This window comes from Flavobacterium sp. P3_A6, assembly GCF_056403035.1.
Genome location: NZ_JBFUGG010000021.1, coordinates 63,382 through 82,935, shown reverse-complemented (window position 1 = coordinate 82,935; position 19,554 = coordinate 63,382). Strand labels below are relative to the sequence as shown.

Genomic DNA, 19,554 nt, shown 5'->3' with positions numbered 1-19,554 from the left:
TACATCTATAATAATCACTGCAATCGCTTCCAATGATTGTCGTGTTAAATTTTTTAAAAATGGCTAAAGAAATTAGTAAGGTAGTTAAACTACAAGTTAAGGGAGGTGCTGCGAATCCGTCGCCACCGGTTGGACCTGCTTTAGGAGCTGCTGGGGTAAACATCATGGAGTTCTGTAAGCAATTTAATGCTAGAACACAAGATAAACCCGGCAAAATATGCCCAGTACAAATTACTGTGTATAAAGACAAATCATTTGATTTTGTTGTAAAAACTCCTCCAGCGGCAGTCCAGTTATTGGAAGCTGCAAAGCTAAAGTCAGGATCTGGTGAACCAAATCGTAAAAAAGTAGCTAGCGTTACTTGGGATGTTATCAAGGCAATTGCTGAAGATAAAATGGTAGATTTAAATGCATTCACAATCGAATCTGCTATGAGCATGATTGCTGGAACAGCTAGATCTATGGGTATAACTGTATCAGGAGATTCTCCTTTTTAATTAAGAGAAAGACATGGCAAAATTGACAAAAAAGCAAAAAGAGGCTGCTTCAAAAATTGAAAAGAACAAATTATACTCTTTAAAAGATGCAGCTGCATTGATTAAAGTTGTTGCTTCTGCAAAATTTGATGAGTCTGTTGATATCGCAGTTCGTTTGGGTGTAGATCCAAGAAAAGCGAATCAAATGGTGAGAGGTGTAGTAACATTGCCTCATGGTACAGGTAAAGATGTTAAAGTGTTAGCATTGGTTACTCCAGATAAAGAAGCGGAAGCTTTGGCAGCTGGTGCAGACTATGTTGGTCTTGATGATTATTTACAAAAAATTAAAGATGGTTGGACAGATGTTGATGTTATCATCACTATGCCTGCCGTAATGGGTAAATTAGGTCCATTAGGTCGTATTTTAGGGCCTAGAGGTTTAATGCCAAACCCTAAGACAGGTACTGTAACTATGGATGTTGCAAAAGCTGTTCAAGAGGTAAAAGCTGGTAAAATCGATTTCAAAGTTGATAAAACTGGTATTGTACATGCAGGAATTGGTAAAGTTTCTTTTGGAGCTGAACAAATTTATGACAATGCACACGAAATTATTCAAACATTAATCAAACTTAAGCCAACTGCTGCTAAAGGTACCTACATTAAAGGTATTCACCTTACAAGCACTATGAGTCCTGCAATTGCATTGGACCCTAAAGCAGTATAATTGGTAGTTAATAATTTTTAGTATGACTAGAGAAGAAAAATCAATCGCGATTGAAGATTTAACTGCACAGTTAGCTGGTACAAACATTATTTATGTATCTGATATTTCTGGGTTAGACGCAGAAACAACTTCAAACTTGAGAAGAGCTTGTTTTAAAGCAGGTATTAAATTAGAGGTAGTTAAAAACACTTTGCTTGCAAAAGCAATGGAAGCTTCAGATAATGATTATGGAGATTTACCTTCTGTATTGACAGGTAATAGCGCTATATTTATTTCAGATGTTGCAAATGCTCCTGGAAAAATTATCAAAGATTTTAGAAAAAAATCAGCAAAACCTGTATTAAAAGGAGCTTATATCAATTCTGAAATTTACCTTGGTGATGATCAATTAGATGCATTAGCTACTATTAAATCTAAAGAAGAGCTTATCGGTGAAATCATCGGATTATTACAATCACCAGCTCAAAGAGTTATTTCTGCTTTACAAAACCAATTCGCTAACAGCGAAGAGGCTGAAGCATAATACTCAAAACAGGGAATTTTTGTTTCCTTGTTGCTTAAAATAGCGCACAATAAATAAATTATATTTTTACAAATCATTTTAAAACGATAGAAAAAATGGCAGATTTGAAACAATTCGCAGAGCAATTAGTTAATTTAACTGTAAAAGAAGTTAACGAATTAGCAACAATATTAAAAGATGAGTACGGTATTGAACCAGCTGCTGCAGCTGTAGTAGTTGCTGCTGGTGGTAGCGAAGGTGCTGCTGAAGAAGCTCAAACAGAATTTACAGTTGTATTGAAAGAAGCTGGTGCTTCTAAATTAGCTGTAGTAAAATTAGTTAAAGAACTTACAGGTTTAGGTTTGAAAGAAGCTAAAGATGTAGTTGATGGGGCTCCTAGCAACGTTAAAGAAGGTGTTTCTAAAGAAGAGGCTGAAGGTCTTAAAAAATCTTTAGAAGAAGCTGGAGCTGTTGTTGAGCTTAAATAGTTCATCCCGGTTTTAAGAACTAGGTTTAGGTCTTGGATAAGAATCCAAAGGCCTAAACCCTTTTTCGTATAATAAATTTATACGTTTATATTACTTTTTTTTTAATCAAAATTTTGTCCATTGATGATAACAAATCAGACTGAAAGATTGAATTTTGCCTCAACAAAAAATATACCTCAGTATCCAGATTTTCTAGATGTTCAGGTAAAATCGTTTAAAGATTTTTTTCAATTAGAAACTAAATCTGACGAAAGAGGCGACGAAGGGTTATACAACACCTTTATGGAAAACTTTCCAATTACAGATACAAGAAATAACTTTGTGTTGGAATTCCTTGATTACTTTGTAGATCCGCCACGTTACACCATTCAAGAATGTATAGAAAGAGGTCTTACTTATAGCGTGCCTTTAAAAGCAAGGTTAAAACTATATTGTACAGATCCTGAACACGAAGATTTTGAAACTATTGTACAAGATGTTTATCTTGGAACAATACCTTATATGACACCAAGCGGTACTTTTGTTATCAATGGAGCAGAGCGAGTTGTGGTTTCACAATTACACCGTTCTCCAGGTGTTTTCTTTGGACAGTCATTCCATGCAAATGGAACAAAATTATATTCTGCAAGAGTTATTCCTTTTAAAGGATCTTGGATAGAATTTTCTACAGATATCAATAGCGTAATGTATGCTTATATCGATAGAAAGAAAAAATTACCTGTTACTACTTTATTCCGTGCAATAGGCTTCGAAAGAGACAAGGATATCCTAGAGATTTTCGACCTAGCTGAAGAAATTAAAGTTTCTAAAACAGGACTTAAAAAATATATTGGCAGAAAATTAGCTGCCCGTGTTTTGAATACATGGCATGAAGATTTCGTTGATGAAGATACTGGCGAAGTTGTTTCTATCGAACGTAATGAAATAATCCTTGACAGAGACACTATTATCGACAAAGATAATGTGGAAGAAATCATTGATTCAAACGTTAAATCTATTTTGTTGCATAAAGAAGATAATAATCTAGTTGATTATTCTATCATTCATAATACACTACAAAAAGATCCAACAAACTCTGAAAAAGAAGCTGTTGAGCATATCTACAGACAATTGCGTAACGCAGAACCGCCTGATGAAGAAACTGCTCGTGGTATTATAGATAAATTATTCTTCTCTGACCAACGTTACAACTTAGGTGAAGTAGGTCGTTATAGAATTAATAAAAAACTTGGTCTTGATACTCCAATGGAAAAGCAAGTGCTTACCAAAGAAGATATTATTACCATTGTTAAATATTTGATTGAATTGATCAACTCTAAAGCTGAGATTGATGATATTGATCACTTATCGAACCGTCGTGTTAGAACAGTTGGAGAACAATTGTCTCAACAATTCGGTGTTGGTTTAGCTCGTATGGCCAGAACCATTAGAGAGCGTATGAACGTTAGAGATAACGAGGTGTTTACACCAATAGATTTGATTAATGCTAAAACATTATCATCTGTTATCAACTCTTTCTTTGGAACAAACCAATTATCTCAATTTATGGATCAAACGAATCCATTAGCTGAGATTACGCACAAAAGAAGATTATCTGCACTTGGACCAGGTGGACTTTCAAGAGAAAGAGCTGGATTTGAGGTTCGTGACGTTCACTATACGCACTACGGACGTTTATGTCCAATTGAAACTCCAGAGGGACCAAACATTGGTTTGATTTCATCTCTTGGTGTTTATGCTAAAGTTAACGGAATGGGTTTCATTGAAACGCCTTACCGTAAAGTAACTAATGGTGTTGTAGATTTAGAGTCTACTCCAATATATTTAAGTGCTGAAGAAGAAGAAGGAATGTTAATTGCCCAAGCAAACATTAAAATGGATGCTACTGGTAAGATTACTGCCGAAAACGTAATTGCACGTCAAGAAGGTGACTTCCCGGTAATTGACCCTTCTCAAGTACATTATACAGACGTTGCTCCAAATCAAATTGCTTCGATTTCTGCATCTTTGATTCCTTTCTTGGAACATGATGATGCGAATAGAGCGTTGATGGGATCTAACATGATGCGTCAGGCCGTACCATTAATTCGTCCTGAAGCACCAATCGTTGGAACAGGTTTAGAGCGTCAAGTGGCTTCGGATTCTAGAGTTTTAATTAACGCTGAAGGAAATGGAGTTGTAGAATACGTTGATGCGAATATCATCACTATCAAATACGATCGTTCTGAGGAAGAAAGAATGGTAAGTTTTGAATCGGATGATAAAACATACAACTTAATTAAATTTAGAAAAACCAATCAAGGAACAAGTATCAACCTTAAGCCTATCGTAAGAAAAGGCGACAGAGTGATTCCTGGTCAAGTATTGTCTGAAGGATATGCTACTCAAAATGGAGAATTAGCTTTAGGTCGTAACCTAAAAGTTGCATTTATGCCATGGAAAGGGTATAACTTTGAGGATGCGATTGTAATTTCTGAAAAAGTGGTTCGTGACGATATCTTTACCTCTATTCACGTTGATGATTACTCATTGGAAGTTAGAGATACTAAATTAGGTAACGAAGAATTAACGAATGATATACCAAACGTTTCTGAAGAAGCTACTAAAGATTTGGATGAAAACGGTATGATTAGAATTGGTGCCGAGGTTAAGCCTGGTGACATTCTTATCGGTAAAATTACTCCAAAAGGGGAATCAGATCCTACTCCAGAAGAGAAATTGCTTCGTGCAATCTTCGGGGATAAAGCAGGTGATGTAAAAGATGCTTCATTAAAAGCTTCTCCTTCTTTACATGGTGTGGTTTTAGATAAAAAATTATTTGCGAGAGCAGTAAAAGACAAACGTAAACGTACTCAGGACAAAGATGCTTTAGGGTCGCTTGAAATGGAGTTTGAAGTGAAGTTTGTTGAGCTTAAAGATAGATTGATTGAGAAACTTTTCAATATCGTAAACGGAAAAACTTCTCAAGGAGTAATGAATGATTTGGGTGAAGAGGTTTTACCAAAAGGTAAAAAATATACTCAAAAGATGCTTTATGCTGTTGAAGATTTTGCTCACTTAAGTAAAGGTCAATGGGTTGCTGATGAAGTGACTAATAAAATGGTTAATGATTTAATTCATAACTATAAAATTAAATTGAACGATTTACAAGGTGCTTTACGTAGAGAGAAATTCACAATTACTGTTGGGGATGAATTGCCATCAGGAATTTTGAAATTAGCTAAAGTATATATTGCTAAAAAACGTAAGCTGAAAGTTGGGGATAAAATGGCAGGACGTCACGGTAACAAAGGTATTGTTGCTCGTATTGTTCGTCATGAAGATATGCCTTTCCTTGAAGATGGAACACCAGTTGATATCGTGTTGAATCCGCTTGGGGTACCTTCTCGTATGAACATTGGACAAATCTATGAGACAGTTTTAGGCTGGGCTGGTATGAATTTAGGCAGAAAATTTGCTACTCCAATTTTTGACGGAGCTTCTCTTGATGAAATCAATGCTTTAACAGATGAAGCGGGAGTACCACGTTTTGGACATACTCACCTTTATGACGGTGGAACTGGAGAACGTTTCCATCAAGCAGCAACAGTGGGTGTAATTTATATGCTTAAATTAGGACACATGGTTGATGATAAGATGCACGCACGTTCTATCGGTCCATACTCGTTGATTACTCAACAGCCACTTGGAGGTAAAGCTCAATTTGGAGGTCAGCGTTTTGGAGAGATGGAGGTTTGGGCACTTGAGGCTTATGGAGCATCAAGTACACTTAGAGAAATCTTGACTGTTAAATCGGATGATGTAATTGGTAGAGCTAAAACTTACGAAGCTATCGTAAAAGGTGAAACCATGCCGGAACCAGGATTACCAGAATCATTCAATGTATTAATGCATGAATTGAAAGGTCTTGGGCTTGATCTTCGTTTAGAGGAATAAATAAATTTTTAGTAATCAGTCTCGAATTTTCGGGACTGATTACTCTTTTATATAAGTTTTTAGGATTTATACCCGTAAACCGTTCCGATTTTTTATTTTGCCCCAATCGGTTAAGTAATTAGCACTTCAATTTAGTTGAAGTTTAGAGAAGTAATTCGAGGTAGTGTTTAGTCGAAAGTTTAAAAGTCCAAAGTCTAAAGTCATTAGTGACTTTAAAAACTTTATGACATTTGACTTTAGACTAAAATGAAATCAATTTTTAATTGCAAATAAATCAATAGTAAAAACTATGATGAATAATAGAAATAATAAGGAAAAAAATCCTGTAAAAAGGTTTGACAAAATATCGATAGGACTAGCTTCTCCTGAATCAATCTTGAAAGAATCAAGAGGTGAAGTACTAAAGCCAGAAACTATCAACTACAGAACCCACAAGCCAGAGCGTGACGGTCTTTTCTGCGAAAGAATTTTTGGGCCAGTTAAAGATTTTGAATGTGCTTGTGGTAAATATAAAAGAATACGTTACAAAGGGATCATCTGTGACCGTTGTGGTGTTGAAGTTACTGAAAAGAAAGTTCGTAGAGACAGAGTTGGGCATATCAACCTAGTTGTGCCTATTGCTCATATTTGGTATTTCCGTTCGCTTCCTAATAAAATCGGTTATATCCTTGGTCTTCCGTCTAAGAAATTAGATATGATTATCTACTACGAAAGATATGTAGTAATCCAAGCTGGTATAGCTAAAAATGCAGATGGTGAATCTATTGAAAGATTAGATTTCTTAACAGAAGAAGAATATTTGAATATTCTGGATACTCTTCCTGCAGACAATCAATATTTAGATGATTTTGATCCAAATAAATTTGTTGCCAAAATGGGAGCGGAATGTATTATGGATTTATTGGCACGTATTGATCTTGACGAGTTGTCATATGATTTAAGACACAAAGCTAATAACGAAACATCAAAACAAAGAAAAACTGAAGCGTTAAAGAGACTGCAGGTTGTGGAATCTTTCCGTGAGTCTACTTTGAACAGAGAAAATCGTCCTGAATGGATGATAATGAAAGTGATTCCGGTAATTCCACCAGAATTGCGTCCTCTTGTGCCTCTTGACGGTGGCCGTTTTGCAACTTCGGATTTGAATGATTTATACCGTCGTGTAATTATCCGTAACAATCGTTTGAAAAGATTAATCGAGATTAAAGCTCCTGAAGTAATCCTTCGTAACGAAAAACGTATGCTGCAGGAATCTGTAGATTCACTTTTCGATAATACTCGTAAAGCTTCTGCAGTAAAAACAGAATCGAACAGACCTTTGAAATCATTATCTGATTCCTTAAAAGGTAAACAAGGGCGTTTCCGTCAAAATTTACTTGGAAAACGTGTGGATTATTCTGCTCGTTCGGTAATTGTTGTTGGACCTGAGTTGAAATTGTTTGAATGCGGTTTGCCAAAAGATATGGCTGCTGAATTATACAAACCTTTTGTTATCCGTAAATTGATTGAAAGAGGAATTGTAAAAACTGTAAAATCAGCTAAAAAAATAATTGACAAAAAAGAGCCGGTAGTATGGGATATTCTTGAAAATGTAATCAAAGGACATCCAGTATTACTGAACCGTGCTCCTACTTTGCACAGATTAGGTATTCAAGCTTTCCAGCCAAAATTAATTGAAGGAAAAGCAATCCAATTGCACCCTTTAGTTTGTACGGCGTTCAACGCGGATTTTGATGGGGATCAAATGGCGGTTCACTTACCGTTAGGGCCAGAGGCTATTTTGGAAGCTCAATTGTTAATGTTGGCTTCTCACAATATCTTGAACCCTGCAAATGGTGCGCCAATCACGGTACCTTCTCAAGACATGGTACTTGGTCTTTATTATATGACCAAAGAGCGTTTGTCTACATCAGAACTTAAAATTTTAGGAGAAGGAATTACTTTCTATTCTGCTGAAGAAGTAAATATTGCATTAAACGAAGGAAGATTAGAATTGAATGCTCGTGTGAAAATTAGAGCTAAAGATTTTAATGATGCTGGAGAATTAGTGTATCAGATTATTCAAACAACTGCTGGACGTGTATTGTTTAATGAAGTAGTACCGGAAGCAGCTGGATATATCAATGATGTATTGACTAAGAAGAACTTAAGAGATATTATCGGTCACGTATTAAGTTCGACTGATGTACCTACTACAGCAGCCTTCTTGGATAATATGAAAGATATGGGGTATAAATTTGCATTCAAAGGAGGATTGTCATTCTCTCTTGGCGATATTAGAATCCCAGAACAAAAACCAAAATTAATTGCAGATGCCAGAGAGCAAGTTGAAGGTATCTCTGCAAATTATAACATGGGGCTTATTACCAATAACGAGCGTTACAACCAAGTTATTGATGTATGGACTTCAGCAAATGCTCAATTGACAGAGTTGGCAATGAAAAACATTAGAGAAGACCAACAAGGTTTCAACTCGGTGTATATGATGCTTGATTCTGGAGCGAGGGGTTCCAAAGAACAAATTCGTCAGTTAACTGGTATGCGTGGTTTGATGGCTAAGCCAAAAAAATCTACTGCTGGTGGTGGAGAAATTATTGAAAACCCGATTCTTTCTAACTTTAAAGAAGGTCTTTCTATCCTTGAGTACTTTATCTCTACTCACGGTGCCCGTAAAGGTCTTGCGGATACGGCTTTGAAAACGGCCGATGCCGGATACTTGACCAGAAGATTACATGACGTTTCTCAAGATGTTATTGTTAATGTTGAGGATTGTGGTACTCTTAGAGGTATTGAAGTTTCTGCTTTGAAGAAAAATGAGGAAATTGTTGAATCATTAGGAGAAAGAATCTTAGGACGTGTTGCATTACAAGATGTAATTAATCCTTTAACTAGTGAGATTTTAGTACATGCTGGTGAGCAAATAACAGAAGCATTAGTGAAAGGTATTGAAGCTTCTCCAGTGGAGAAAGTAGAAGTGCGTTCACCATTAGTTTGTGAAGCTACTAAAGGTATTTGTGCTAAATGTTACGGTAGAAACTTAGCTACTGGTAAAATGACTCAAAGAGGTGAAGCAGTTGGTGTAATTGCAGCACAGTCTATTGGAGAGCCAGGTACACAGCTTACATTACGTACTTTCCACGTTGGAGGGGTTGCAGGAGGTATTTCTGAAGAGTCTAGTATTATTACCCGTTTTGCAGGTAAGCTGGAAATTGAAGATTTAAAAACTGTTAAAGGTGAAGACAGCGAAGGTAACTCAGTTGATATTGTAGTTTCCCGTTCAACAGAATTGAAATTAATTGACGAAAAAACTGGAATTCTATTAAGTACAAACAACATTCCTTACGGTTCTAGCATCTTTGTAAATGATGGTGATTCTGTAGCTAAAGGAACTGTAATATGTAAATGGGATCCATATAATGGAGTTATCGTATCTGAATTTACGGGTAAAATTGCTTATGAGGATTTAGAACAAGGACAATCGTTCATGGTTGAAATTGATGAGCAGACTGGTTTCCAAGAAAAAGTAATCTCTGAGTCAAGAAATAAAAAATTAATTCCAACTTTATTGGTTTATGGTAAAGAAGGTGAATTGATCCGTTCTTATAACTTACCTGTTGGAGCTCACTTGATGGTAGAAAACGGAGAGAAAATTAAAGCTGGTAAAGTTTTGGTTAAAATTCCTCGCCGTTCTTCTAAATCTGGGGATATCACAGGAGGTTTGCCTAGAATTACTGAGCTGTTAGAAGCTCGTAATCCTTCGAATCCAGCTGTTGTTTCTGAGATTGATGGTGTTGTTACTTTTGGTAAAATTAAAAGAGGTAACCGCGAAATCATTATTGAATCTAAATTTGGTGATGTTAGAAAATACTTGGTTAAATTATCAAGCCAAATTTTAGTTCAGGAAAATGACTTCGTAAGAGCTGGTGTTCCTTTGTCTGATGGAGCTATTACTCCTGATGATATCTTGAGAATTCAAGGACCTGCTGCTGTTCAGCAGTATTTGGTAAATGAAATTCAAGAGGTATACCGTCTTCAAGGGGTGAAAATTAACGATAAGCACTTTGAGGTAGTAATACGTCAAATGATGCGTAAAGTAAGAGTCCAAGATCCAGGAGATACTTTGTTCTTAGAAGATCAATTGATTCATACTAAAGACTTTATTGTTGAAAATGATAAGTTATATGGAATGAAAGTGGTTGAAGATGCTGGAGATTCAAGTGTTTTAAAAGCTGGTCAAATTATAACACCGCGTCAATTGCGTGATGAGAATTCATTATTAAAACGTACGGATAAAAATCTTGTTGTTGCACGTGATGTAATTACTGCCACTGCAACACCAGTTTTACAAGGTATTACAAGAGCTTCTCTTCAAACTAAATCATTTATTTCTGCTGCTTCTTTCCAAGAAACAACAAAAGTATTAAATGAAGCTGCTGTTGCAGGTAAAGTTGATTTATTAGAAGGATTAAAAGAAAATGTAATTGTAGGTCATAGAATCCCTGCCGGTACAGGTATGAGAGAATACGATAATGCAATTGTAGGATCTAGAGAAGACTATAATGATATGATGGCAAATAAAGAAGAGTATATTTATTAATTCTTTCCTCAATGTTCTCTCTCTTTTTTAAAGGGAGAGAGAGTGTTGAAAAATTTAAAATTTTATGAGCAATTCTAACCAACAGCAGGAACAGATTAATATTGAATTGGATGAAAAAATAGCTGAAGGGATTTATTCAAATTTGGCTATAATTAATCATTCTTCATCTGAATTTGTATTAGATTTTGTTTGTATTATGCCTGGTGTTCCTAAAGCTAAAGTTAAATCAAGAATTGTTTTAACGCCACAGCATGCCAAAAGATTACTAAAAGCAATTGGTGAAAATATTCATCGTTTTGAAGTTGCTCATGGTGAAATAAAAGAAGGTGAACAAGCTCCAATTCCTTTAAATTTTGGTCCTGCGGGACAAGCATAATGATATGATTAAAGACTCCAGAAATGGAGTCTTTTTTTTTGCTGTCTTTTTAAAATGTTATGCTTTTTGCGTATTTAAACGACTTTCCGTGTATTTAAACGACTATTTTTTTCCTCACTTGACTATTCGTTTACTTTCGTGTCTGAATATGTGAAATATATCATACTGGAAAAGAATTAAGATGAGCAAAATTTTTAATATATTACAAAAAAATAATAATGCAAGTTTTTTATTTGCTATCGTTTTGTTTGCTTTTTTTTCAAGTACTGCTGTTTTTGGACAAAATGAAAGCTTAGAGGTTTCAAATGAGGAAGTTACTAGTCATAGTAATATTATGATTGAGAGTCCTGTAAAAGTGTCTAATTCTGTTATGATAAATCCAAATGTAAATTTTATATTGTGGTTCATGGGGACGAAAGAAGATATAGGGAAAACATTTTTGAATGATGATGTTTATTCTAAAAAAAGCTTTTTGACTTCAGGGAGAGAACCAAATCGTTTATTGGTAAAAACGCTTTTGAAAAAAGCACTAAATATTAAATCTTGCTAGCGAGTATTTAAGGTTGAATTTAATTTGTATATATAAAAAACGCCAATTTCTAATTGGCGTTTTTTTTGTTTCGAATTTTTTATGGTTTAATCAAATTCTGATGTGAAAAATAATTTCACACTTGGGTATTTGCTTTGCGTCATTTGAATTGTAAAGTCAGAATCGGCAAGGAAAACTAATTGATTGTACTTGTCTTTTGCTAAAAATTTTTGTTTAATGCGTTTGAATTCTTTGAATTCTTCGTTTTTTGCATCGTCTGGCTTTACCCAGCAGGCTTTATGAACAGGGAAATTTTCATACGTACATTTTGCACCATATTCATGCTCTAATCGGTATTGAATAACTTCATATTGTAATGCTCCGACAGTTCCAATTACTTTTCGATTGTTCATTTCTAAGGTAAATAATTGGGCAACACCTTCATCCATTAATTGATCGACTCCTTTGTCCAGCTGTTTAGCCTTCATTGGATCGGCATTATTAATATATCTAAAATGCTCTGGAGAAAAACTTGGGATTCCTTTAAAGCTCATGATTTCTCCTTCAGTTAAAGTATCACCAATTTTGAAGTTTCCAGTGTCATGCAATCCAACAATATCACCAGGATATGAAATATCAACTATCTCTTTTTTCTCCGCAAAGAATGCATTTGGGCTTGAGAATTTTAAGTTCTTTTTTTGACGAACATGGTAATACGGTTTATTTCTTTCAAAAGTTCCAGAAACAATTTTTATAAATGCTAATCTGTCTCTGTGTTTTGGATCCATATTAGCATGGATTTTAAAAACAAAACCAGACATTTTTTCTTCTTTTGGATCAACTAGTCTTGTTTCTGAATCCTTTGGTCTTGGAGATGGTGCAATACTAACAAAGCAGTCTAATAGTTCTCTAACTCCAAAATTATTTAAGGCAGAGCCAAAAAAGACAGGCTGTATTTTACCGTCTAAATAATCTTGGCGATCAAATTTAGGATATACTTCGTCTATTAATTCTAATTCCTCTCGTAAACGATCTGCAGGTTTTTGACCAATTATTTTTTCCAATTCAGGGCTTTGGACATCAGAGAAAGCGATCGTTTCTTCGATGTTTTTACGGCTATCACCACTAAATAAATTGATGTTTTGTTCCCAAAGATTGTAAATTCCTTGGAAATCATATCCCATTCCGATAGGAAAACTCAGTGGAGTGACTGTTAATCCAAGTTTTTGTTCCACTTCGTCCATTAAGTCAAAAGCATCTTTTCCTTCACGGTCTAATTTGTTGATGAAAACAATGATGGGAATTTTTCGCATTCTGCAGACAGCAACCAGTTTTTCAGTTTGTTCTTCAACTCCTTTTGCTACGTCAATTACCACGATAACACTGTCGACGGCCGTTAAAGTTCTAAATGTATCTTCAGCAAAATCCTTGTGACCGGGTGTGTCAAGAATGTTTATTTTTTTTTCTTTGTAATTAAAAGCTAAAACAGAAGTAGAAACTGAGATTCCTCTCTGACGTTCAATTTCCATAAAGTCACTTGTAGCTCCTTTTTTTATTTTGTTATTTTTAACAGCACCAGCTTCTTGAATTGCTCCTCCAAAAAGAAGTAATTTTTCAGTCAGTGTGGTTTTTCCGGCATCGGGATGTGAGATAATCCCAAAAGTGCGTCTTCTTTCTATTTCTTTTAAAAAACTCATATTTATTTATCAATTGTCTGCAAAAGTACTATTTATAAATGCGATTTAAAAAATATGCAGTTATAAAAAATAGGTTTAAGGTTTGTTGTATATCATAAATCTAAATCTGATTGCAATTGTAATAATGAGAAGGAATTATTAATGCCTCTGTTGTTTTGGTTTTGAACGCTTAATTGTTCTGCACTTTTTCTTTTAAAAAACAAAGATAAAGTATAGAGCAGGAGCTGTATTTTTAAGAAATACCTGACACTGTAACTTCTAAAAATAGTAATTGATTTAAAGTTTAAGGTATTTTAAAAGTGAGTAATAATTCTATATTGAGAAATGTAAAAGGTCTGTGTTTCTTTGAGTTTTAGTCTGTGATTATAAGCATATAATGGAACTTAATAATTTTTTGTTAATAGTACTTAGGAAACTTGTTTAATGCATTCGAATTGTTATTTTTGTTCGTTATATGTTTAGATAATTGTAAGTAATTTGCCGAATTATTGCGTTTTGATTATTCGGAGTTAAAAGCGGACAGTTTTTTTGGTTTTAAAATATTGTGTTTAAGCAGAATGCATTTTTTAAAACAATTTTTTTTGAGATAATAATAATATAAAAAATAAAAAATGCTTTCAAAAATTGTACAAATGAAATCCATAACCAATAAAGTTATGTTGCCTTTTTTTCTTTTGTTTTTTTCTTTAACTTTTGTAAATGCTCAAGAGATTATAAAAGATAGTGTTGCCAAGGTTGTAAAAACGCCAGTGGCTTCAACAAAAAAACTCAAGGTAGATGGAGTAGTTGCAACCGTTGGGGATTATATTATATTGGATTCTGATATAGACAAAGGATTTTTGGAAATTAAAAGTCAGGGAGGATCTACTGCTGATGTAACAAGATGTCAGGTTTTGGGGACGTTATTGGAACAAAAATTGTATGCGCATCAAGCGGTTCAGGATAGTATTATAGTGAGTGATGCCGAAGTAAAAGGAATGATGGATGAAAGGCTGAGCTACATGCTGCAGCAGGTTGGTACAATGGAAAAACTGGTGCAATACTATCAAAAAGATTCTGAAGAAGAATTTAGAACGTATTTTTTTGATGTACTGAAAGAGCAAAAGCTTACTAGCGAAATGACCAAAAAGATTATTGAGAAAGTTGAAATTACGCCAGAAGAAGTCCGTGAATTTTTTAAAAAAATTCCTGTTGCTGATTTACCTATTTTTGGCGCTGAATTAGAAGTGGCTCAAATCGTAGTGAAACCTAAAGTTACCGAGGCTGATAAGCAAAAAGTTATTGAGAAGCTAAATGGATTTAGAAAAGAATGTCTTGAAGGTTCGAGTTTTGCGACCAAAGCAGTCTTGTACTCTGAAGATCCTGGTTCCAGTAAAAATGGCGGGTATTATAAGATGACCAGAAAAACTCCTTTTGTAAAAGAGTTTAAAGATGTGGCATTTAGTCTTGCGGAGGGTGAGATTTCTGAACCTTTTGAAACGCAATACGGTTTTCATATTATTTATGTTGAAAAAATAAAGGGGCAGGAAATCGAGCTGAGACATATATTGATATCTCCGGCAGTTACTCAGGAATCATTAAAAGAAGCTAAAGAGAAAATCACTTTAATCAGAAAAAAGATTTTAGATAAGGAAATTACTTTTGCAGAAGCTGCAAGAACGATGTCTGATGAAAAAGAAACAAGAGCTAATGGGGGTGCATTGGTAAATCCGAAAACTCAAGATACGCATTTTGAATTGACCAATATGGATCCTTCTATATATAAGCAGGTTTCAGATTTGAAAGATAATGAGATTTCGTTGCCGTTTCTTGAAGACAAAGAGGGAAAGAAAGATTATAAAATCATGATTGTAACGAATAGAATTGATTCACATACTGCGGATTATGCTAAAGATTATATCAAAATTAAAGATTTAGCTTTGAAAGAAAAACAAATCAAAGCCATTGCAAAGTGGTTTGACACAAAAATAAAGGATACCTATATAAAGATTGTAGATGAATATAAGGATTGTCCTTTTACTAATAATTGGGTAAAAAAATAATTTTCATTAAATAAATAAAAAGAGTTAGTTTTATGTTTTCATAGCACTAACTCTTTTTTAATTAAAAAAAATAATATAAAAATGTCGGATGTAACAGCGATACAAAATTTAGTTCAAAAACGTAATGAATTAAAAAAAGAAATATCTAAAATTATTGTAGGACAAGAAGCTGTTGTTGATCAGATTTTGCTATGTATTTTTTCTGGAGGACATGCCTTGTTAGTTGGAGTTCCTGGGCTTGCAAAGACTTTGCTGGTGAATACTTTGGCACAAGCTTTAGGTTTGGATTTTAAAAGAATTCAATTTACTCCTGATTTAATGCCTTCAGATATATTAGGGAGTGAAATATTGGATGAAAACAGACAGTTTAAATTTATAAAAGGACCAATATTTTCTAATATTATTTTGGCTGATGAGATTAACAGAACACCGCCAAAAACACAAGCAGCTTTATTGGAAGCAATGCAGGAACGTTCGGTTACAATTGCTGGAGCTAATCATAAGCTGAGTTTGCCATATTTTGTATTGGCTACACAAAATCCTATTGAGCAAGAAGGAACTTATCCTTTGCCAGAAGCACAATTGGATCGATTTATGTTTGCCATAAAATTAGAATATCCTTCTTTTGAGGAAGAAGTGCAGGTAGTGAAGCGCACAACGGCTGACCTGAGTACGAAAGTTAATGCATTGTTTACCGCTGAAGAAATTATTGATTTTCAGCATTTGATTCGCCGTATTCCAGTTGCCGATAATGTTGTAGAATATGCAGTAACATTGGTGAGCAAAACACGTCCTGATAATGCGCTTTCTAATGGATTTGTGAAAAACTACTTGGATTGGGGTGCAGGGCCAAGAGCTTCTCAGAATCTAATTTTAGCGGCCAAAGCAAATGCTGCTTTCCACGGTAAGTTCTCTCCGGATATAGAAGATGTAAAAGCGGTTGCAACTGGAATATTAAGACACCGAATAATCAAAAACTACAAAGCTGATGCCGAAGGAATTTCTGAGGAAATGATAATCGATAAGCTAATTTAAACAGAAAAAATAATAAATTATTGAAAAGTGTTATATTCTAATAGGAATGTAACACTTTTAGTTTTAACATTAGTTTTTCTTTTTGTTAAAATCTAATTCTGAATTATTGAATTTATAAAATTGATAGCAGAATCATGCTTTTTTCTTATTTTATCGCAGTGAAATCATTTATTTTGCAATAATATTTTTTGAAAAATGTACATCCATTTAATTTCTTTAAATTATCATCTTTAATTCCTAAATTTGCGAACAAAAAAATAAAAACACCTATAAACGACTTCTGAATTATGAACACTTATAAGGATTACATCCAAGAAATTGAAGAAAGAAAAGGTCAGGGACTTAACCCGAAGCCAATTGATGGTGCTGAATTGCTAAGCGAAATCATTGAACAAATTAAAGATTTGAATAACGAGTACAGAGCGGATTCTCTTAAATTTTTTATTTATAATGTCGTGCCAGGAACTACTCCTGCTGCTACTGTAAAAGCTAATTTTTTAAAGGAAATTGTTCTAGGTGGATCAGTAGTTGCTGAAATCACGCCTGCTTTTGCTTTAGAGTTGTTGTCACATATGAAAGGTGGTACTTCTATAAAGGTTTTACTTGATTTAGCTTTAGGAAATGATGTTGCTATTGCAAAAGATGCTGCGGAAGTTTTAAAGACACAAGTTTTTCTATATGAAGCCGATACAGATCGTTTAGCTGAAGCTTTCAAAAGCGGTAACGGAATAGCAAAAGAAATTCTAGAAAGTTATGCTAAGGCTGAGTTCTTTACTAAATTACCTGAAATAGCAGAAGAAATTAAGGTAATTACTTTTATTGCTGGTGAAGGAGATATTTCAACTGATTTACTTTCTCCAGGAAACCAAGCCCACTCACGTTCAGATCGTGAACTTCATGGAAAATGTTTAATTTCTCCAGAAGCACAAGCTGAAATCAAAGCATTAGCAGATGCGAATCCTGATAAGAGCGTGATGTTAATCGCTGAAAAAGGTACTATGGGTGTGGGTTCTTCAAGAATGTCAGGTGTAAACAACGTGGCGCTTTGGAGTGGAAAACAAGCCAGTCCTTATGTTCCATTTATTAATATTGCTCCAATCGTTGCGGGAACAAACGGTATTTCTCCGATTTTCCTAACAACTGTTGATGTTACTGGTGGTATTGGTCTTGATCTTAAAAACTGGGTAAAAAAATTAGATGAAAATGGCAACCCTGTTCGTAATGAAAGCGGTGACCCTATTCTAGAGGAAGTATACTCTGTTGCTACTGGTACTGTTCTTACTATCAACACAAAAACAAAGAAACTTTATAACGGCGATAAGGAATTGATTGATATTTCTAAGGCATTTACTCCTCAGAAAATTGAATTTATAAAAGCTGGTGGGTCTTACGCTATTGTATTTGGAAAAAAATTGCAAACATTTGCATCAAAGACACTTGGTATTGATATTGTACCTGTATATGCTCCGTCAAAAGAGGTTTCTGTTGAAGGGCAAGGTCTTACAGCTGTAGAAAAAATATTTAATAAAAACGCGGTTGGAACAACTCCAGGTAAAATTTTACACGCTGGTTCAGATGTTCGTGTTACCGTAAATATTGTTGGTTCACAAGATACAACAGGTCTAATGACTTCTCAGGAGTTAGAGTCTATGGCTGCTACCGTGATTTCTCCAATTGTTGATGGTGCTTACCAATCGGGTTGTCACACGGCTTCAGTATGGGATAATAAATCTAAGGCAAATATTCCTAGATTAATGAAATTTATGAACGACTTCGGTTTGATCACAGCTCGTGACCCGAAAGGCGTTTATCACTCAATGACAGATGTAATTCACAAAGTACTTAATGATATTACTGTAAACGAGTGGGCTATCATCATTGGTGGTGACTCTCATACAAGAATGTCTAAAGGTGTTGCTTTTGGTGCTGACTCAGGAACTGTTGCTCTTGCATTGGCTACTGGTGAAGCTTCAATGCCAATTCCAGAATCAGTGAAGGTAACTTTCAAAGGAGATATGAAAGGGTATATGGATTTCCGTGATGTAGTTCATGCTACACAAGCTCAAATGCTTAAAACATTTGGCGGAGAGAATGTATTCCAAGGAAGAATTATTGAGGTACACTTAGGAACTCTTAATGCGGATCAAGCATTTACGTTTACGGACTGGACTGCAGAAATGAAAGCTAAAGCTTCTATCTGTATTTCTGAGGATTATACCTTGATTGAATCGTTAGAGATGGCGAAGGGTAGAATTCAGATCATGATCGACAAGGGAATGGATAATAAAAATCAAGTTCTTAAAGGATTGATTGCTATAGCTGATAAGAGAATCGCTGAGATTATATCAGGTGAGAAACCTGCGCTAAGACCAGATGCAAATGCTAAGTATTACGCTGAAGTTGTCGTAGATCTTGATCAGATTGCTGAGCCAATGATTGCTGATCCGGACGTAAATAATGCTGATGTTTCTAAAAGATATACTCACGATACCATCAGACCTCTATCTTTCTATGGTGGGGTTAAACAAGTAGATCTTGGATTTATCGGATCTTGTATGGTTCACAAGGGAGATATGAAAATCCTGGCTCATATGCTTAAGAATATTGATGAGCAAGAAGGTAAAGTAGAGTTCAAAGCGCCACTAGTTGTAGCACCTCCTACTTATAATATTGTTGATGAATTAAAAGCAGAAGGTGACTGGGAGATTTTACAAAAATACTCAGGTTTCGAATTCGACGATAATGTTCCTAAAGCTGCAGCACGTACATCATATGAAAACATGCTATATCTAGAGCGCCCAGGTTGTAACCTTTGTATGGGTAACCAAGAAAAAGCTGCTAAAGGAGATACAGTAATGGCAACATCTACTCGTCTTTTCCAAGGAAGGGTAGTTGAAGATACTGAGGGTAAAAAAGGAGAATCATTACTTTCTTCTACACCAGTTGTGGTATTATCTACAATCCTTGGTAGAACTCCAACAATAGAAGAATATAAAACTGCAGTAGAAGGTATTAATCTAACTAAGTTTGCGCCTTCTCATAAGTTATTAGTTAAATAATTCATATAATTAGTTAATTATAGTTTAAAAGCCTGAGTTCATAAACTCAGGCTTTTTTTTATAACTGCTTAATTTTTTTTGTAACTTGTAATG

12 protein-coding genes are annotated in these 19,554 nt (G+C 34.8%); 11 read left to right on the top strand and 1 reads right to left on the bottom strand.

Annotated elements, in window-relative coordinates; translation table 11 throughout:
- The first annotated feature begins 59 nt into the window (after positions 1 to 59).
- The 8 genes from rplK (at position 60) to AC1DVP_RS17125 (ending at position 11,649) form a co-directional block, all read left to right on the top strand.
- The gene (gene rplK / locus AC1DVP_RS17160; RefSeq protein WP_035639405.1) at positions 60 to 497 is read left to right on the top strand and encodes a 50S ribosomal protein L11; all 438 of its coding nucleotides are present in this window, start codon (positions 60 to 62) and stop codon (positions 495 to 497) included.
- Positions 498 to 510: 13 nt separating this feature from the next.
- Positions 511 to 1,200, top strand: coding sequence for a 50S ribosomal protein L1 (gene rplA / locus AC1DVP_RS17155; RefSeq protein WP_166138779.1), 690 nt, complete (start codon positions 511 to 513; stop codon positions 1,198 to 1,200).
- A 22-nt stretch (positions 1,201 to 1,222) separates the two neighbouring features.
- Entirely contained in the window at positions 1,223 to 1,723 is a 501-nt protein-coding gene (gene rplJ, locus AC1DVP_RS17150) for a 50S ribosomal protein L10 (RefSeq protein ID WP_477184708.1), read from the top strand.
- 95 nt (positions 1,724 to 1,818) lie between these two features.
- Positions 1,819 to 2,190 (top strand): 50S ribosomal protein L7/L12, encoded by a 372-nt coding sequence (gene rplL / locus AC1DVP_RS17145; protein ID WP_477184707.1) that lies wholly within the window; start codon positions 1,819 to 1,821, stop codon positions 2,188 to 2,190.
- 123 nt (positions 2,191 to 2,313) lie between these two features.
- A complete protein-coding gene (gene rpoB, locus AC1DVP_RS17140; protein ID WP_477184706.1) occupies positions 2,314 to 6,126 on the top strand; it encodes a DNA-directed RNA polymerase subunit beta in 3,813 nt (1,270 codons plus the stop codon).
- 289 nt (positions 6,127 to 6,415) lie between these two features.
- Positions 6,416 to 10,723, top strand: a complete 4,308-nt coding sequence (gene rpoC, locus AC1DVP_RS17135) for a DNA-directed RNA polymerase subunit beta' (RefSeq protein ID WP_477184705.1) — start codon at positions 6,416 to 6,418, stop codon at positions 10,721 to 10,723.
- Positions 10,724 to 10,787: 64 nt separating this feature from the next.
- Positions 10,788 to 11,099 (top strand): DUF3467 domain-containing protein, encoded by a 312-nt coding sequence (locus tag AC1DVP_RS17130; protein WP_100433712.1) that lies wholly within the window; start codon positions 10,788 to 10,790, stop codon positions 11,097 to 11,099.
- Positions 11,100 to 11,280: 181 nt separating this feature from the next.
- On the top strand, positions 11,281 to 11,649 hold the full coding sequence (locus tag AC1DVP_RS17125) for a hypothetical protein (RefSeq protein WP_477184704.1): 369 nt from the start codon (positions 11,281 to 11,283) through the stop codon (positions 11,647 to 11,649).
- Between the two features lie 86 nt (positions 11,650 to 11,735).
- On the opposite strand, the gene AC1DVP_RS17120 is transcribed toward AC1DVP_RS17125, so the two are convergent.
- Positions 11,736 to 13,325, bottom strand: coding sequence for a peptide chain release factor 3 (locus AC1DVP_RS17120; RefSeq protein WP_477184703.1), 1,590 nt, complete (start codon positions 13,323 to 13,325; stop codon positions 11,736 to 11,738).
- A 611-nt stretch (positions 13,326 to 13,936) separates the two neighbouring features.
- Between AC1DVP_RS17120 and AC1DVP_RS17115 the strand changes: the two genes are divergently transcribed.
- From AC1DVP_RS17115 to AC1DVP_RS17105, 3 genes are all read left to right on the top strand, one after another.
- Positions 13,937 to 15,367, top strand: coding sequence for a peptidylprolyl isomerase (locus AC1DVP_RS17115; protein WP_477184702.1), 1,431 nt, complete (start codon positions 13,937 to 13,939; stop codon positions 15,365 to 15,367).
- Positions 15,368 to 15,448: 81 nt separating this feature from the next.
- Positions 15,449 to 16,402, top strand: coding sequence for an AAA family ATPase (locus AC1DVP_RS17110; protein WP_477184701.1), 954 nt, complete (start codon positions 15,449 to 15,451; stop codon positions 16,400 to 16,402).
- A 287-nt stretch (positions 16,403 to 16,689) separates the two neighbouring features.
- Complete coding sequence (locus tag AC1DVP_RS17105; protein WP_477184700.1) at positions 16,690 to 19,461, top strand: bifunctional aconitate hydratase 2/2-methylisocitrate dehydratase; 2,772 nt, start codon at positions 16,690 to 16,692, stop codon at positions 19,459 to 19,461.
- The last annotated feature ends 93 nt before the right edge of the window (positions 19,462 to 19,554 follow it).

Excerpts from the sequence above, each read along its gene's own strand:
- rplK (WP_035639405.1), top strand. The coding sequence starts at position 60 with ATGGCTAAAGAAATTAGTAAGGTAGTTAAACTACAAGTTAAGGGAGGT.
- rplA (WP_166138779.1), top strand. The coding sequence starts at position 511 with ATGGCAAAATTGACAAAAAAGCAAAAAGAGGCTGCTTCAAAAATTGAA.
- rplJ (WP_477184708.1), top strand. The coding sequence starts at position 1,223 with ATGACTAGAGAAGAAAAATCAATCGCGATTGAAGATTTAACTGCACAG.
- rplL (WP_477184707.1), top strand. The coding sequence starts at position 1,819 with ATGGCAGATTTGAAACAATTCGCAGAGCAATTAGTTAATTTAACTGTA.
- rpoB (WP_477184706.1), top strand. The coding sequence starts at position 2,314 with ATGATAACAAATCAGACTGAAAGATTGAATTTTGCCTCAACAAAAAAT.
- rpoC (WP_477184705.1), top strand. The coding sequence starts at position 6,416 with ATGATGAATAATAGAAATAATAAGGAAAAAAATCCTGTAAAAAGGTTT.
- AC1DVP_RS17130 (WP_100433712.1), top strand. The coding sequence starts at position 10,788 with ATGAGCAATTCTAACCAACAGCAGGAACAGATTAATATTGAATTGGAT.
- AC1DVP_RS17125 (WP_477184704.1), top strand. The coding sequence starts at position 11,281 with ATGAGCAAAATTTTTAATATATTACAAAAAAATAATAATGCAAGTTTT.
- AC1DVP_RS17120 (WP_477184703.1), bottom strand. The coding sequence starts at position 13,325 with ATGAGTTTTTTAAAAGAAATAGAAAGAAGACGCACTTTTGGGATTATC.
- AC1DVP_RS17115 (WP_477184702.1), top strand. The coding sequence starts at position 13,937 with ATGCTTTCAAAAATTGTACAAATGAAATCCATAACCAATAAAGTTATG.
- AC1DVP_RS17110 (WP_477184701.1), top strand. The coding sequence starts at position 15,449 with ATGTCGGATGTAACAGCGATACAAAATTTAGTTCAAAAACGTAATGAA.
- AC1DVP_RS17105 (WP_477184700.1), top strand. The coding sequence starts at position 16,690 with ATGAACACTTATAAGGATTACATCCAAGAAATTGAAGAAAGAAAAGGT.